The organism is Streptomyces sp. a15 (assembly GCF_059026085.1).
Window position 1 is genome coordinate 21,387 of sequence record NZ_JBWLKM010000010.1, and the last position, 13,918, is coordinate 35,304.

The 13,918-nt window shown below is 69.8% G+C and carries 15 protein-coding genes and 1 pseudogene; 9 read left to right on the forward strand and 7 right to left on the reverse strand.

The window, feature by feature from the left end:
* The first annotated feature begins 98 nt into the window (after positions 1–98).
* Positions 99–2,018, forward strand: a complete 1,920-nt coding sequence (locus AC5P09_RS13225; RefSeq protein ID WP_493874058.1) for an outer membrane protein assembly factor BamB family protein — start codon at positions 99–101, stop codon at positions 2,016–2,018.
* A gap of 313 nt (positions 2,019–2,331) precedes the next feature.
* Positions 2,332–3,030: a helix-turn-helix transcriptional regulator gene (locus tag AC5P09_RS13230; RefSeq protein WP_493874059.1), complete on the forward strand. Its 699-nt coding sequence runs from the start codon at positions 2,332–2,334 to the stop codon at positions 3,028–3,030.
* A gap of 64 nt (positions 3,031–3,094) precedes the next feature.
* Here AC5P09_RS13230 and AC5P09_RS13235 read toward each other — a convergent pair whose 3' ends face one another.
* Positions 3,095–3,415 carry a hypothetical protein gene (locus AC5P09_RS13235; protein ID WP_493874060.1) on the reverse strand — a complete coding sequence of 107 codons (321 nt, stop codon included), beginning with the start codon at positions 3,413–3,415 and terminating at the stop codon, positions 3,095–3,097.
* Positions 3,416–3,515: 100 nt separating this feature from the next.
* Positions 3,516–4,739: pseudogene (locus AC5P09_RS13240) on the reverse strand (RNA-guided endonuclease InsQ/TnpB family protein).
* 114 nt (positions 4,740–4,853) lie between these two features.
* Here AC5P09_RS13240 and AC5P09_RS13245 point away from each other — a divergent pair.
* The 4 genes from AC5P09_RS13245 (at position 4,854) to galK (ending at position 8,480) form a co-directional block, all read left to right on the forward strand.
* Complete coding sequence (locus AC5P09_RS13245) at positions 4,854–5,120, forward strand: transposase (protein WP_493874061.1); 267 nt, start codon at positions 4,854–4,856, stop codon at positions 5,118–5,120.
* A 123-nt stretch (positions 5,121–5,243) separates the two neighbouring features.
* Positions 5,244–6,305: a galactose-1-phosphate uridylyltransferase gene (gene galT, locus AC5P09_RS13250; RefSeq protein ID WP_493874062.1), complete on the forward strand. Its 1,062-nt coding sequence runs from the start codon at positions 5,244–5,246 to the stop codon at positions 6,303–6,305.
* A complete protein-coding gene (gene galE / locus AC5P09_RS13255) occupies positions 6,302–7,279 on the forward strand; it encodes a UDP-glucose 4-epimerase GalE (protein ID WP_493874063.1) in 978 nt (325 codons plus the stop codon). The genes galT and galE overlap by 4 nt, the downstream gene beginning before the upstream one ends.
* Before the next feature lie 37 nt (positions 7,280–7,316).
* Positions 7,317–8,480 (forward strand): galactokinase, encoded by a 1,164-nt coding sequence (gene galK / locus AC5P09_RS13260; RefSeq protein ID WP_493874064.1) that lies wholly within the window; start codon positions 7,317–7,319, stop codon positions 8,478–8,480.
* On the opposite strand, the gene AC5P09_RS13265 is transcribed toward galK, so the two are convergent.
* Entirely contained in the window at positions 8,473–8,928 is a 456-nt protein-coding gene (locus tag AC5P09_RS13265; protein WP_493874065.1) for a GNAT family N-acetyltransferase, read from the reverse strand. The genes galK and AC5P09_RS13265 overlap by 8 nt on opposite strands.
* 261 nt (positions 8,929–9,189) lie before the next feature.
* Here AC5P09_RS13265 and AC5P09_RS13270 point away from each other — a divergent pair, with 261 nt between their 5' ends.
* Complete coding sequence (locus AC5P09_RS13270) at positions 9,190–9,957, forward strand: LuxR C-terminal-related transcriptional regulator (RefSeq protein WP_493874066.1); 768 nt, start codon at positions 9,190–9,192, stop codon at positions 9,955–9,957.
* On the opposite strand, the gene AC5P09_RS13275 is transcribed toward AC5P09_RS13270, so the two are convergent.
* A complete protein-coding gene (locus AC5P09_RS13275) occupies positions 9,916–10,413 on the reverse strand; it encodes a MarR family winged helix-turn-helix transcriptional regulator (protein WP_266438349.1) in 498 nt (165 codons plus the stop codon). The genes AC5P09_RS13270 and AC5P09_RS13275 overlap by 42 nt on opposite strands.
* Before the next feature lie 118 nt (positions 10,414–10,531).
* Between AC5P09_RS13275 and AC5P09_RS13280 the strand changes: the two genes are divergently transcribed.
* Together AC5P09_RS13280 and AC5P09_RS13285 are read left to right on the forward strand one after the other, a co-directional pair.
* Positions 10,532–11,350, forward strand: a complete 819-nt coding sequence (locus tag AC5P09_RS13280; protein ID WP_493874067.1) for a trans-aconitate 2-methyltransferase — start codon at positions 10,532–10,534, stop codon at positions 11,348–11,350.
* Positions 11,350–11,733, forward strand: a complete 384-nt coding sequence (locus AC5P09_RS13285) for a VOC family protein (protein WP_493874068.1) — start codon at positions 11,350–11,352, stop codon at positions 11,731–11,733. The genes AC5P09_RS13280 and AC5P09_RS13285 overlap by 1 nt, the downstream gene beginning before the upstream one ends.
* Before the next feature lie 17 nt (positions 11,734–11,750).
* On the opposite strand, the gene AC5P09_RS13290 is transcribed toward AC5P09_RS13285, so the two are convergent.
* From AC5P09_RS13290 to AC5P09_RS13300, 3 genes are read right to left on the reverse strand one after another with little or no spacing between them, the layout of a single operon-like run.
* Positions 11,751–12,008, reverse strand: coding sequence for a type II toxin-antitoxin system prevent-host-death family antitoxin (locus tag AC5P09_RS13290; RefSeq protein ID WP_493874206.1), 258 nt, complete (start codon positions 12,006–12,008; stop codon positions 11,751–11,753).
* Positions 12,009–12,057: 49 nt separating this feature from the next.
* A complete protein-coding gene (locus AC5P09_RS13295; protein WP_493874069.1) occupies positions 12,058–12,735 on the reverse strand; it encodes a TetR family transcriptional regulator in 678 nt (225 codons plus the stop codon).
* Positions 12,732–13,742 (reverse strand): acyl-CoA desaturase, encoded by a 1,011-nt coding sequence (locus tag AC5P09_RS13300; RefSeq protein ID WP_493874070.1) that lies wholly within the window; start codon positions 13,740–13,742, stop codon positions 12,732–12,734. The genes AC5P09_RS13295 and AC5P09_RS13300 overlap by 4 nt, the downstream gene beginning before the upstream one ends.
* Positions 13,743–13,918: the final 176 nt, after the last annotated feature.

Genomic DNA, 13,918 nt, shown 5'->3' on the forward strand with positions numbered 1-13,918 from the left:
CAGTTCACCGTCCCCGCCGTCCCCGCCGTCGCCGCCGTCGCCGCCGTCGCCGCCGTCCCCGCCGTCCCCGCCGACACCGCTCCCGAGGTACTCACGTCATGACCCAACCGCCCCCTCCGCCGCCCAACCAGCCCCCGCAGCAAGGCGGTTTCGGCCCGCCGCAGGACCAGCCGCCGCAGCCCCCGGCCGCCCCGCAGACGCCTCCGGCGGGCCAGCCGCAGCCGGGCTACGGCTACCCGCAGCAGCAGTCCCAGCCGCCGCAGCCCCCTGCGGGTTACGGCTATCCGCAGGCGCCGGCACCCCAGGCGCCCCAGACCCCGCCGCCGCCCCCGGGCTACGGCTACCCGGGCCAGCAGCCGAACCCGTACGGTCAACAGCCTGCCGCCCCCTACGGTCAGCAGCCTGCGGCCCCCTACGGCCAGCAGCCGAACCCGTACGGCCAGCAGCCCGGTTACGGCTACCCGCACGGGACCATGCCCCTCCAGCCGCAGCCGGGCCGGCCGGGCGGCGGGCGGAAGTTCAACGCGCAGCTGACCATCATCGTCGCGGCCGTCGTGGCCATCGCGCTGATCGTCGGCGGCGGCGTCTGGTACGCGTCCAGCTCCGGTGACGAGGGCAAGAAGGACGACACCGCCAGCTCCAGCGGCGGTACCGGCGACACCGGCGGCACCGACGACAACAAGGAAGGCGACGGGGGCGGCACCGGCGGGAGCGACGCCGAAGGCGGCACCACCGGCACCTCCACCACCCCGGTGGAGAAGGTCCCCGGCAACCCCGCCTCCAAGGTCCTCTTCCAGGTCCCGGCGCCCGAGGTCAGCAAGGACAGCACCATCTCCACGGCCGGTTCCTGGCTCACCGACAAGGTGTACGCCAAGAGCGGCGTCGCCGAGGTCGTCGGCTACGACCCGGACAAGGGCACCAAGCTGTGGACGATCAAGCTCCCCGGCCCGGTGTGCCAGGGCAGCAACCACGTCACCACCGACGGCCGGACGGCGATCACCTACCAGCCGAAGATGCCGACCAAGGCCGAGCCCTCGCACGGCTGCAGCCAGATCGCGGCGATCGACCTCGCCGCCGGCAAGAAGCTGTGGACGAAGACCGCCAACTCCGGTGACGAGGCGATCAGCTTCAACAACATCACCGTCAGCGGCAACACCGTCGCCCTGGGCAGCTCCAGCGGCGGCGCCGCCTTCGACCTCGGCACCGGCAAGCAGCTGTGGGCCCCGAAGCCGACCGACACCTGCTACGACACCGGGTACGGCGGTGGCGCGAAGCTGGTCGCGGTGCGCAGGTGCGGCTCGTACGACGCACCCGAGCTGCACATCCAGACCATCGACCCGAAGTCCGGGAAGGTGATCTCCGACTACAAGATGGCGACCGGAATCAGTTACGCCAGTGTCGTGTCGACCGACCCGCTGGTCGTCGCCGCCGACGTCGGCGAGTCCGCGAAGGACGGCAGCGGCATCTCGGACTTCTTCTCCATCGACAACAAGACCGGCAAGCTGCGCACCCGTATCTCGGCGCCCAGCGACCAGTACGCGGCCAGCTGCGACGGCATCACCAAGATCGAGGAGTGCCACCAGCTCGCGGTCGGCAAGGACCGGCTCTACGTGGCGACCGAGGAGGAAGACGGCTCCGGCGAGTTCTCGCAGACCAACCACATCGTCGCAATCGACCTCGCCACCGGCAAGCTGGCCGGCCAGCGGGCCGACGCGGGCGACGACTACACGATCATGCCGCTGCGGATGGACGGCACGAACATCATCGCGTACAAGCGTCCGCCGTACGACAAGGGCGGTCAGATCGTCAGCATCGACGGCAGCACCTTCAAGGAGACCAAGCTGCTGGAGAACCCGGCCACGGAGTCGGTGCGGGACGTGGAGACCAGCATGTCGCCGGACTACTCCGAGATCCTCTACTCGCAGGGACACCTGTTCATGTCCGACATCTTCGCCAGTGACCTGGGGAGTACGGGCGACGAGAAGGAGTACCTGGTGATCGCGTTCGGCGCGAACTGAACCGTTCGAGTCGCCTTGTGGACCTTCGTTGACACGGCCCCGTCCCTGCTCAGGGGCGGGGCCGTGCGCGTACCGCTCATCACCCTCGAATGCGAGGAAAACCAGAAATTCCGTCGATCCGGGGCACTTCTGTCCCGGTAGGGGAAGCGCAACGTCGAACAAGCGTGTAGCTTCCGGGGGCATGAAGGACGGGGGGAGCCGGGAGGGGGCTTCTGTCCGTGCGGACCAGTGGGCATCCATAGTGGGGCATCCACAGTGATGCACTCACAGTTGATGCATGGGGATCCATTGGGGGACTGGGGGGTTGGGCTCGATGGGAGTGCGGCTCATGGTGGTCGACGACCACCGACTGCTCGCCGAGGCCTTGGCCTCGGCGCTGAAACTGCGGGGGCACCGGGTGCTCGCCGCGGCGGCGCCTGCCGCAGGCGCGGCGGAGCTGGTGATCAGCCGGGCGCCGGAGGTGTGCCTGCTGGGGACGGCGACACCGGCGGAGCCGGGGATGTTCGACCCGGTGGTACGGATCAAGCGGGAGCGTCCGCAGGTCGCGGTGCTGGTGCTGGGCCCGGTGCCCAGTCCGCGCGGGATCGCGGCGGCGTTCGCCGCGGGAGCCTCCGGCTATGTACGGCATGACGAGCGGATCGAGGGGGTCGAGCGCGCGATCATGAAGGCCCGGGCGGGCGAGGCGGCGGTGGCGCCGCAATTGCTCCAGGGCGCGTTCAGCGAACTGCTCAACCCGGTGGCCCAGCCCGACGACGAGGGCCAGCGCCTGCTGCAGATGCTGACCCCCAGGGAGGTCGAGGTCCTGGTCCGGGTCGCCGACGGCGAGGACACCCGGCTGATCGCCGCCGGCATGGGCATCGCCCCGTCCACGGCCCGGACGCATGTCCAGCGCGTACTGATGAAGCTGGGCGTGGGGTCAAGGCTGGAGGCGGCGGCACTGGCGGCACGGACGGGTCTGCTGGACCGGGCGGGGCCGGTACCGCACTCGTCGGAGGAGGCGGGCGCCGGATGACGTCCGGCCGGCTTGGGGCGGGGACGGCACCCGGGACGCCCGGCTGCCGTCCCCGCCCCGTCCCTCACCTCACTGTCTCGTCCTCGGCCACCACATCCGGCGGCGGCGGAGCCACCGGGCGCAGCTTCAGCCAGACCAGGAAGAAGACGCCGAGGGCCAGCATTCCCAAGCCGGTCCACAGGTTGATGTTGACGCCCTCGGCCTTGTCGATGTCGGCGTCGGACGCGGTGAGGCCGGCGATGGTGACGATGACGCCGTAGACGACGAACAGGCCGCCGATGATGCGGCGGATGTCGAAGAGGCGGGCCGCGGTCGCGGACTTGGTCTGCAGTTCGGAGACCTGGCGCTGGACGTTCCTCTCGGAGAATTTGGAGTGCTCAGTCATGGTGTCTCAATCCTCCTGTGATCAGAACGAGAACGGGATTTGACTCGCTCCTCGGGCTGGCGCCCGGGGATTCTGGCCTTCCCGCCCGAAATCTGCGCCGCTACGCGGCGCAGATTTCGGGCGGGAATCCGTGGCTTCCTGTTTCTTCGCGCTGTGCCGGGACAGGTCCTGGTCTTACCGTCGCTCCGCAGGCTGATGCCGCCAGTCCGGCGGCCTCTTTGACGTTGATCGCGGCGTTGTGGTCCCGGTCGTGAAGGGTCCCGCAGGCGGTACAGGTCCATTCCCGGACGTTCAGGGGCTTGGGCCCGTCCTTGATGCCGCAGGCCGAGCAGGTCTGGGAGGTCGGTTCGAACCGGCCGATCTTGACCAGCGTCCGGCCGTACCGCGCTGCCTTGTACTCCAGCATGGTTACGAACGCCGACCATCCGGCGTCGTGGACGCTCTTGGCCAACGGGGTGCGCGCCAGTGCTTTGACCCCCAGATTCTCCACACCGATCGCTTGGTTCTCGCGGATCAGCTTCGTGGAGAGCTGGTGGTGGAACTCCCGGCGGGCGTCGGTCACTGTGGCGTGGGCCCGGGCGACCTTCAGGCGGGCCTTCTCGCGGTTCTTGCTGCCCATCTGTTTGCGGGACAGCTCCCGCTGTACCTTCTTGAGTTTCTTCTCCGCACGGCGCAGAAACCGCGGGGAGTCGATCTTCGTGCCGTCGGAGAGGACGGCGAAATGGCTCAGGCCGAGGTCGATGCCGACCGTGTGGTCGGTGTCGGGCATCCGGGCGTCGTCGGCGCCCTGGTCGGTGTCAACGACGAACGAGGCGAAGTACCGTCAGGCAGCGTCCTTGACCACGGTGACCGAGGACGGCCTCGTGGGCAGGGTCCGGGACCACTTCACCTTCACCGCGCCAATCTTCGGGAGGTTCAGCTTCCCGGAATCGGTGACCGACCAGCGGGCATTGGCGGTGAACCGAATCGACTGACGGCTGTCCTTGCGGGACTTGAACCGTGGCGCACCCATCATCGCGCCCTTGCGCTCGCCCTTGAGTGCGGCGAAGAAGTTCCTGTAAGAGGCGTCGGCGTCGCGCAGGGACTGCTGGAGCACCACGGAGGAGACCTCGCCCAGCCAGGACCGCTCCACCGTTCGCTTCGCCTCGGTGATCAACGTCCTGGACAATTCACTGGCCGTCGGGAAGCCCTTGCCCGCTTTCCGGGCGTCCTCGCGGGCGCGCACCGAGTCGTTGAACACGACGCGGGCGCACCCGAACGCCCGTGCCAGTGCGGCCCGTTGAGGGGTGTCCGGATGCAGGCGGAAGCTGTACCGAAGCTGCATGACCGCCACGCTACGTACGTGGGTTGCGGGTGAGATGAAGAAGATCAGAACTGGCAAGCACTGTGTTTTCGTGATCAAGTTCCGGCGCAAGGGCTTCACCGATGTGCATCTGACGTGCATGGGGAGATCATGCGGTCGGCGGGTACGGACTTCGACTGCGAGCTGGTGGAGTTCAACGGCGGGAACGGCCACGTCCACCTTCTCGTGAACTTCCCGCCCAAGGCCGGCAAGCCCTGGTCCGTCTCCTGCTTCGCCGGGACCGTCGGCTGGCCCGCCCTCCGAGGCCAGGGAGTCGGGCGGGCTGTTCCGGCCGTCGAAGCACTCGCTTCGTTGCGTGAACTGATCCGGACCGGAACCTATGCCTCCGCGTTCAGTGATTGAACACTCTGGTCGACGCTTTTTGTTTGATTGTGATGTTGACGGCTGTGGGGAGTTGTGTTTCGATGTGTTTAGTTCTGTTTGATGATTCGGTGATGATTCGGTGGCTCGAATGAGGAGTCCGGCGTGAAGAAGACCTCGACCCGACTGGCCGACGGTCGCGAGTTGATCTACTACGACCTGCGTGACGACACCGTGCGGGACGCGGTCGACCGCCGTCCGCTGGACCCGACCGTCACCACGTCCGAGGTCCGCCGGGATGTGCTGCTCGGCGACGCGGTCGCCGTCGCCTCGCACCGCCAGGGCCGCATCTACCACCCGCCGGCCGACGAGTGCCCGCTGTGCCCGTCGCGGGGCGAGCGGCTGAGCGAGATCCCGGACTCGTCGTACGACGCCGTGGTCTTCGAGAACCGTTTCCCCTCGCTGGCCGGCGACTCGGGCCGCTGCGAGGTGGTCTGCTTCACCTCCGACCACAACGCGTCCTTCGCCGACCTGACGGAGGAGCAGGCACGGCTGGTCCTGGACGCGTGGACCGACCGGACGTCGGAGCTGTCGCATCTGCCCTCCGTGGAGCAGGTGTTCTGTTTCGAGAACCGGGGTGCGGAGATCGGTGTGACCTTGGGTCACCCGCACGGCCAGATCTACGCCTACCCCTTCACCACCCCGCGCACCGCGCTGATGCTGCGTTCAGTGGCGACTCACAAGGAGGCGACCGGAGGCGAGAACCTCTTCGACGCCGTCCTGGAGCGCGAACTCGCCGACGAGCGGATCGTCCTGGAGGGCGAGCACTGGGTCGCCTTCGTGCCGTACGCGGCGCACTGGCCGTACGAGGTGCACCTGTACCCGAAGCGCCGGGTGCCGGACCTGCTCGGACTGGACGAGGAGACACGCACAGAGTTCCCCAAGGTCTATCTGGAACTCTTGAGGCGCTTCGACCGGATATTCGGTGAAGGCGAGTCTCCGACGCCGTACATCGCCGCCTGGCACCAGGCGCCGTTCGGTGCGCTGGAGGACTTCGAGGGCGTCAGCCGGGACGACTTCGCGCTGCACCTCGAGCTTTTCACCATCCGCCGCACTTCCGGCAAGCTGAAGTTCCTCGCGGGCTCCGAGTCGGGCATGAACGTGTTCATCAACGACATCCGGCCGGAAGCCGCGGCCGAGCGACTGCGAGAGGTAGCGAGTTCATGAGCGGCAAGTATCTGGTCACGGGCGGTGCGGGATACGTCGGCAGCGTGGTCGCCCAGCATCTGCTGGAGGCGGGTCACGAGGTCGTCGTCCTCGACAACCTCTCCACCGGCTTCCGCGAGGGGGTGCCGGCGGGCGCCACCTTCGTGGAGGGCGACATCCGCGACGCCGCCAAATGGCTCGATTCGTCCTTCGACGCCGTCCTGCACTTCGCGGCCTCCTCCCAGGTCGGCGAGTCGGTCGTCAAGCCCGAGAAGTACTGGGACAACAACGTCGGCGGCACCATGGCCCTGCTCGGCGCCATGCGCGAGGCGGGCGTGCGCCGGCTCGTCTTCTCCTCGACGGCCGCCACCTACGGCGAGCCGACCGAGGTCCCGATCGTCGAGTCGGCGCCGACCCAGCCCACCAACCCGTACGGCGCCACGAAGCTCGCGGTCGACCACATGATCACGAGCGAGGCGGCGGCCCACGGACTGGCGGCGGTCTCCCTGCGCTACTTCAACGTGGCGGGCGCGTACGGCACGCTTTCAAGCGGCATGGTCGGCGAGCGCCACGACCCCGAGTCGCACCTCATCCCGCTCGTCCTCCAGGTCGCGCAGGGCAAGCGCGACGCGATCTCCGTCTACGGTGACGACTACCCGACGCCGGACGGCACCTGCGTCCGCGACTACATCCACGTGGCGGACCTCGCCGAGGCCCACCTCCTCGCGGTGCAGGCCGCCACCCCGGGCGAACACCTCATCTGCAACCTCGGAAACGGCAACGGCTTCTCCGTCCGCGAGGTCATCGAGACGGTCCGGCAGGTCACCGGCCACGCGATCCCCGAGGTCGTGGCCCCCCGCCGCGGCGGCGACCCGGCGGTCCTGGTGGCCTCGGCCGCCGCCGCCCGCGAGAAACTGGGCTGGAACCCGTCCCGCGCGGACCTCGCGGGGATCGTCGCGGACGCGTGGGACTTCGCGCAGCGGCGGGGCAAGTAGTACCAACGAGTACGTACGGAAAGGTCAGGGTCAGGGCATGAGCGAGGCTGTCGCAGGGGCTGTCGCCGAGCGGTTCGAGGAGCTGTACGGGGCCGGTCCCGAGGGGGTGTGGGCGGCGCCGGGCCGGGTCAACCTCATCGGCGAACACACCGACTACAACGACGGCTTCGTCATGCCGTTCGCCCTGCCGCACATCACGGTCGCGGCGGTGTCCCGGCGCGAGGACGGCGTACTGCGCCTGCACTCGGCCGACATCGACGGCGGCGTCGTGGAACTGCGCGTCGACGACCTGGCCCCGGAGACCGACCGCAACTGGACGGCGTACCCGGCGGGCGTGGTCTGGGCCCTGCGCGAGGCCGGTCACGCCGTCACCGGCGCGGACGTCCACCTGACCTCGACCGTCCCGTCCGGCGCGGGCCTGTCCTCGTCGGCGGCGCTGGAGGTCGTGGTCGCGCTCGCCCTGAACGACCTGTACGAGCTCGGCCTCAAGGGCTGGCAGCTGGCCCGCCTGTGCCAGCGCGCCGAGAACGTCTACGTCGGCGCCCCCACCGGGATCATGGACCAGACCGCGTCCGCCTGCTGCGAGGCCGGCCACGCCCTGTTCCTCGACACCCGCGACCTCTCCCAGAAGCAGATCCCCTTCGACCTGGCCGCCGAGGGCATGCGCCTGCTGGTCGTCGACACCCAGGTCAAGCACGCCCACAGCGACGGCGAGTACGGCAAGCGCCGCGCCGGCTGCGAGAAGGGCGCGGCCCTGCTGGGCGTCGACGCGCTCAGGGACGTGCCGTACGCCGAACTCGACGCGGCCCTCGACCGCCTCGGCGACGAGGAGGAGGTCCGCCGCCTGGTCCGCCATGTCGTCACCGAGGACGAGCGGGTCGAGCGGGTCGTGTCCCTGCTGGAGTCGGGCGACACCCGCGCGATCGGCCCGGTGCTGGTGGAGGGCCACGCCTCGCTGCGGGACGACTTCCGCATCTCCTGCCCGGAGCTGGACCTGGTGGTGGACACCGCGCTGGGCGCGGGCGCGCTGGGCGCCCGGATGACCGGCGGCGGCTTCGGCGGCTCGGCGATCGTCCTCGCGGAGGCCGCCGACGTCGACACCATCACCAAGGCCGTCCAGGAGGCCTTCGCCGCGGCGGACTTCACCGCACCGCGGGTCTTCGAGGCCGTCCCGGCGGCGGGAGCGCGCAGGCTCAGCTGAGCCGCTTCGTCAGTGTGTACTCGGTGATCCCCGGCGGATAGTCGGGGATCACGCACACCACCTCGTACCCCTGCTTCTGGTAGAACCTCGGCGCCTGGAAGTCCCAGGTCTCCAGGCGTACGGCCGCACAGCCCCGTTCCCGGCGGGCCGTCCGCTCCGCCTGTGCGAGCATCCCGGAGCCCAGGCCCGCGCCGCGGTGGCGGTCGTCGACCCACAGGTACGTCACATGGAGCCAGGTCGCCCAGGTGTGGCCGACGAGGCCGCCGGCCAGGCGGTCGGCCTCGTCCAGGATCCAGACGTGCAGCGGGTGTTCGCGTTCGCCGGGGGTGCCGCGCAGGGCGCGCAGCACGGGAGAGGCCGCCGTGTTCGTCTCCCGCAGCCGGGTCCGGAGAAGATCGCGCCGTTCCTTGTCGACTTCTGTCTCCATACGAAACATGCGGCTCACCATAAACGCGTCGGACAGTCAGTTCTGCAAATGCCCTTCCGCTCCCGGCCCCCGGCCGTACCCTGATGAGCAGCACCGGTGGGGGCCGGTGCTGATCAGGGGGCGAGACAGTCGGGTACGACGCCCGAAGTGGGGGTAGCAGGTACTGCACGGCGGCGGCCGTGCGGTGACCGATGCCTCCGGGCGTCGTACCCGCGAATCCGTCTTCGTTCTCCCGACCTTGAGGTATCCCCTGCTCTTCAGGAGCTTGGGGAAGGGGGTTTCGTGGTTCGCATCCGAGTCCTGGTCGTCGACGACCATCGCATCTTCGCCGAGTCACTCGCCGCGGCGCTGGCGGCCGAGCCCGACGTGGACGTCTCCGCGGCGGGCAGCGGTCCCGCCGCCGTGCGCAGTCTGGAGCGCGCGGCAGCCGAGGGGCGCCGCTACGACGTGCTGCTGGTCGACGCCGACCTGGGCGGCAACGCCCTCGGTGTCCGGCCCGCCGTACCTGTTCAGGAGGCCAACGAGGACGGCCTCGTCGACGGGATCTCGCTGGTCGTCGGGGTGCGTTCGTCGCAGCCGGCCGTCCGGATCGTCGTCCTCGCCGAGAAGGACGACCCGAGGCGGGCCGCGCTCGCCCTGCAGGCCGGAGCCTCCGGCTGGGTCGCCAAGGACTGCTCGCTGTCCCGGCTGCTGACGGTCATCCGAGGGGTTCTGCGCGACGAGACCCACCTGCCGCCCGCCCTGCTCACCGGTGTCCTGCGGGAGCTGACCGCCGCGCGCAAGCACCGCACCGAGAGCGAACAGCTGGTGGAGTCCCTCACGCCGAGGGAGCGGGAAGTGCTGCGCTGCATGGTCGCGGGGCTGGGCCGCAAGGCCGTCGCCGAGCGACTGTTCCTCTCCCCGCACACCGTCCGCACACACATGCAGAACGTGCTCGGCAAGCTCGGCGTGCACTCCACGCTGGCCGCCGTCGCGCTGGCGCGGCGGGCGGGCGTGGGTCCGGTCGACCTAGCCGGGGATGTTGTCGAACGGGGCGGTCAACTGGCGTAGCAGTCCGGCCAGCTCGCCCCGCTGGGCGCGGGACAGTTCGGCCAGGATCGCCCGCTCCTGGTCCAGGAGCCCGGCCAGGGCCTGGTCGGCGCGGTCCTTGCCGTCGTCCGTGAGGCGGACCAGCACGCCGCGCCGGTCGCTGGGGTCGGGCAGCCGCTCGACCAGGCCCTTCTTGGCCAGGCGGTCGATGCGGTTCGTCATCGTGCCCGAGGTGACCAGGGTCTGGGTCAGCAGCTGTCCCGGCGAGAGCTGATACGGCGTGCCCGCGCGCCGCAGCGCCGTCAGCACGTCGAACTCCCAGGGCTCCAGGCTGTGCTCGGCGAAGGCCAGCCGGCGTGCCCGGTCCAGATGCCGGGCCAGTCTGCTCACCCGGCTGAGTACCTCGAGCGGTTCCACGTCGAGGTCCGGGCGCTCCCGGCGCCATGCTGATACCAGCCGATCGACCTCGTCCTCCATGACGATCAGTGTAGTGGTTGTGTCGATGTGAAGTCTCTTGACGTCAACACTCTTGACGTCAAGGTAAGTCGGCGGCAGGCTGGGACGTCGGACACGGTCACGACGAGGAGGCCCGCCCATGCCCGCCACCGCCCCCACCTGGGACCCCGCCCAGTACCTGCGCCACGCCGACCACCGCGCCCGCCCCTTCGTCGACCTCCTCGCCCGCGTCCCCGATCTCCCCGGCGCCCCGCCCCGCATCGCCGACCTCGGCTGCGGGCCCGGCAACGTCACGACCCTGCTCGCCGACCGCTGGCCCGCCGCGCACATCACCGGATACGACAACTCGCCGGAGATGCTCGACAGGGCGCACGCGGACCACGCCGGCCCCACCCCCGGCGGCGGCCGCCTCGACTTCGCCCACGCCGACGTACGCGGCTGGGCGCCGCCGGAGCCGTACGACCTGATCGTCAGCAACGCCACCCTCCAGTGGGTGCCGGGGCACGTCGAGCGGTTCGCGCAGTGGGTGGCGGGCCTCGTGCCCGGTGGCACCTTCGCCTTCCAGGTCCCCGGCAACTTCGACGCCCCCAGCCACCGGCTGATGCGCGAACTCGCCCACTCCGCCCGCTGGAAGGACCGCCTCGCCGACACCCTGCGCCACGGCGACGCCGTCCTCACGCCCGAGGCCTACCTGGAGCGGCTGGCCGACCTCGGCTGCACGGCGGACGTGTGGGAGACGACGTACGTCCACCTGCTGGAGGGCGAGGACCCGGTGCTCGACTGGGTGAAGGGGACCGGCCTGCGCCCCGTCCTCACCGCCCTCGCCGACGACCCGGCGGCCAGGGAGGAGTTCGTGAGCACCTACCGGGCCGCCCTGCACGAGGCCTATCCGACCGGCCCGCACGGCACGCCCTTCCCCTTCCGCCGCCTCTTCGCGGTCGCCCGCAAGGAGGCGTGATGATCACCGCCGTCGACCATGTGCAGCTCGCCGCCCCGCCCGGCTCCGAGGAGCGGCTGCGGGCGTACTACGTCGGCGTCCTCGGGATGACGGAACTCCCGAAGCCGCCGGTGCTCGCGGCGCGCGGGGGGTGCTGGTTCCAGGTGGGTTCCGTGCACCTGCACCTGGGGATCGAGACCGACTTCCGGCCCGCGAAGAAGGCCCACCCCGGCCTTCGGGTGACGGACATCGGGGCCTACGCGGCCGCGCTGGAGGCCCGTGGAGCGACGGTCACCTGGGACGACGACCTCCCGGGTCATCGGCGTTTTTACTCCGATGACCCGGTGGGCAACCGGCTGGAGTTCCTGGAGCCGGTGGTCTGGGAGTGCGGCCCAGGCGGGTGACGAGGTTGCGGATCACGTCACCGCTGATCAGGGGCGTCGCGGACCCAGCCCAGCCTGCGCCTGACCTCCTCGTGCGGGACGCCCTCTTCGAGCGTGCCCTCGGCCTTGCGCCGCTGGTAGTCGGCGATGGCCAGGGAGTCTTCGAGGTCCTCGATGACCTGGGGCGAGACCAGGAGCGCGGTCACCGGGCCGTCGGTGAGTGCGATGGTCTCCCCGCCGTGGGCCACGCGGCGCACCAGGTCGTCGAGCTGGGACCGGGCCGCGCTGGTCGACATCTTGATCACGCCCCCACGGTCCCACAGAGCCGGCCCTGCGACCGGCCATTCAGCTCTTCCGGCGCCCTATCAAGTGCGGCTTCGCCTCCAGCCCGTCCAGCCCGTGCCACGCCAGATTGACCAGATGCGCGGCCACCTCCGCCTTCTTCGGGCGGCGGACGTCCAGCCACCACTGGCCGGTCAGCGCGACCATGCCGACCAGCGCCTGGGCGTACAGCGGGGCCAGCTTGGAGTCGAAGCCGCGGTTCTTGAACTCGCGGCCCAGGATGTCCTCCACCTGGGTGGCGATGTCCGAGATCAGGGAGGCGAAGGAACCCGTCGACTGGGGGATGGGGGAGTCACGGACCAGGATGCGGAAACCGTCCGTGTACTCCTCGATGTAGTCCAGGAGCGCGAAGGCCGCCTGTTCGCACAGTTCGCGGGGGTGGCCGGCGGTCAGGGAGCTGGTCACCATGTCCAGCAGGCGCCGCATCTCGCGGTCCACCACCACCGCGTACAGCCCCTCCTTGCCGCCGAAGTGCTCGTACACCACCGGCTTGGACACCCCGGCCTTCGCCGCGATCTCCTCCACCGAGGTGCCCTCGAAGCCCTTCGCGGCGAAGAGGGTGCGACCGATCTCCAGCAGCTGCTGGCGACGCTCCACACCGGTCATCCGGGTGCGACGCGCGCGCCGCGGCTTCTCATTGCTCGGGGTGCTGCTGGAGTCGGTCGCCACGCCGTCAATCATGCCGCCTCGGCCGTCTCCCTCTTGCGTCGGGAACCGTCCTGATCCGTGTTACGGCGGGAATCGATACGCGAGCGTGACGGCCAGCGCACGTCATAGGCCCAGCCGAGCATCTCGAACCAGCGGATGAGACGTGCCGAGGAGTCCAGCTGGCCCCGCTCCACCCCGTGCCGTGCCGACGTCGGGTCGGCGTGGTGCAGGTTGTGCCAGGACTCGCCGCAGGACAGGACCGCCAGCCACCACACGTTGCCCGAGCGGTCGCGCGACTTGAACGGCCGCTTGCCCACCGCGTGACAGATCGAGTTGATCGACCAGGTGACGTGGTGCAGCAGGGCCACCCGGACCAGCGAGCCCCAGAAGAAGCCGGTGAAGGCGCCCCACCAGGACATCGTCACCAGACCGCCGATCACCGCGGGCAGCGACAGCGAGACGAGCGTCCACATGATGAACTGCCGGGAGATCGTCCGGATCGCCTTGTCCTTGATCAGGTCCGGCGCGTACTTGTCCTGCGGGGTCTGCTCCTCGTCGAACATCCAGCCGATGTGGGCCCACCACAGGCCCTTCATCAGAGCGGGGACCGTCTCCCCGAAACGCCACGGCGAGTGGGGATCGCCCTCGGCGTCGGAGAACTTGTGGTGCTTGCGATGGTCGGCCACCCAGCGCACCAGCGGCCCCTCGACCGCCATCGACCCCATGATCGCCAGCGCGATCCGCAGGGGCCGTTTCGCCTTGAAGGAGCCGTGCGTGAAGTAGCGGTGGAAACCGATCGTGATGCCGTGGCAGCCCAGGTAGTAGAAGAAGACCAGAAGGCCGAGGTCCAGCCAGCTCACACCCCAGCCCCACGCCAGCGGCACGGCCGCCAGCAGCGCGAGGAACGGGACGGTGATGAAGAGCAGCAGCGTGATCTGCTCAAGAGAACGCTTCTGCTCGCCACCCAGGGTGGCGGAGGGCGTGGGGGTGTCGTCGGCCGCCTTCGAAGGGTCTTCGATCACGTCGGAGCTTGAGGTCATGCGCGTCCCCTGTGGGGTCTGGGATTGAGGCAGGTGCCGGACAGCGGGAACCGTGCGATGCTCCCTACGGTTCCGTAACCTACGGCGTCGTAAGTATGGCAGCGTGCCGCCCTGCGGCAAGAGCCCGACATTTTGCGCGTCCGCATCGACACCTATCCTTGTGTCGGTCGGACAGC

What these genes read in the sequence shown, in the direction of transcription:
- AC5P09_RS13225 (WP_493874058.1), top strand. Translation starts at nt 99, where the DNA reads ATGACCCAACCGCCCCCTCCGCCGCCCAACCAGCCCCCGCAGCAAGGC.
- AC5P09_RS13230 (WP_493874059.1), top strand. Translation starts at nt 2,332, where the DNA reads ATGGGAGTGCGGCTCATGGTGGTCGACGACCACCGACTGCTCGCCGAG.
- AC5P09_RS13300 (WP_493874070.1), bottom strand. Translation starts at nt 13,742, where the DNA reads ATGACCTCAAGCTCCGACGTGATCGAAGACCCTTCGAAGGCGGCCGAC.
- AC5P09_RS13280 (WP_493874067.1), top strand. Translation starts at nt 10,532, where the DNA reads ATGCCCGCCACCGCCCCCACCTGGGACCCCGCCCAGTACCTGCGCCAC.
- galE (WP_493874063.1), top strand. Translation starts at nt 6,302, where the DNA reads ATGAGCGGCAAGTATCTGGTCACGGGCGGTGCGGGATACGTCGGCAGC.
- AC5P09_RS13235 (WP_493874060.1), bottom strand. Translation starts at nt 3,415, where the DNA reads ATGACTGAGCACTCCAAATTCTCCGAGAGGAACGTCCAGCGCCAGGTC.
- galK (WP_493874064.1), top strand. Translation starts at nt 7,317, where the DNA reads ATGAGCGAGGCTGTCGCAGGGGCTGTCGCCGAGCGGTTCGAGGAGCTG.
- AC5P09_RS13275 (WP_266438349.1), bottom strand. Translation starts at nt 10,413, where the DNA reads ATGGAGGACGAGGTCGATCGGCTGGTATCAGCATGGCGCCGGGAGCGC.
- AC5P09_RS13285 (WP_493874068.1), top strand. Translation starts at nt 11,350, where the DNA reads ATGATCACCGCCGTCGACCATGTGCAGCTCGCCGCCCCGCCCGGCTCC.
- AC5P09_RS13265 (WP_493874065.1), bottom strand. Translation starts at nt 8,928, where the DNA reads ATGGTGAGCCGCATGTTTCGTATGGAGACAGAAGTCGACAAGGAACGG.
- AC5P09_RS13290 (WP_493874206.1), bottom strand. Translation starts at nt 12,008, where the DNA reads ATGTCGACCAGCGCGGCCCGGTCCCAGCTCGACGACCTGGTGCGCCGC.
- AC5P09_RS13295 (WP_493874069.1), bottom strand. Translation starts at nt 12,735, where the DNA reads ATGATTGACGGCGTGGCGACCGACTCCAGCAGCACCCCGAGCAATGAG.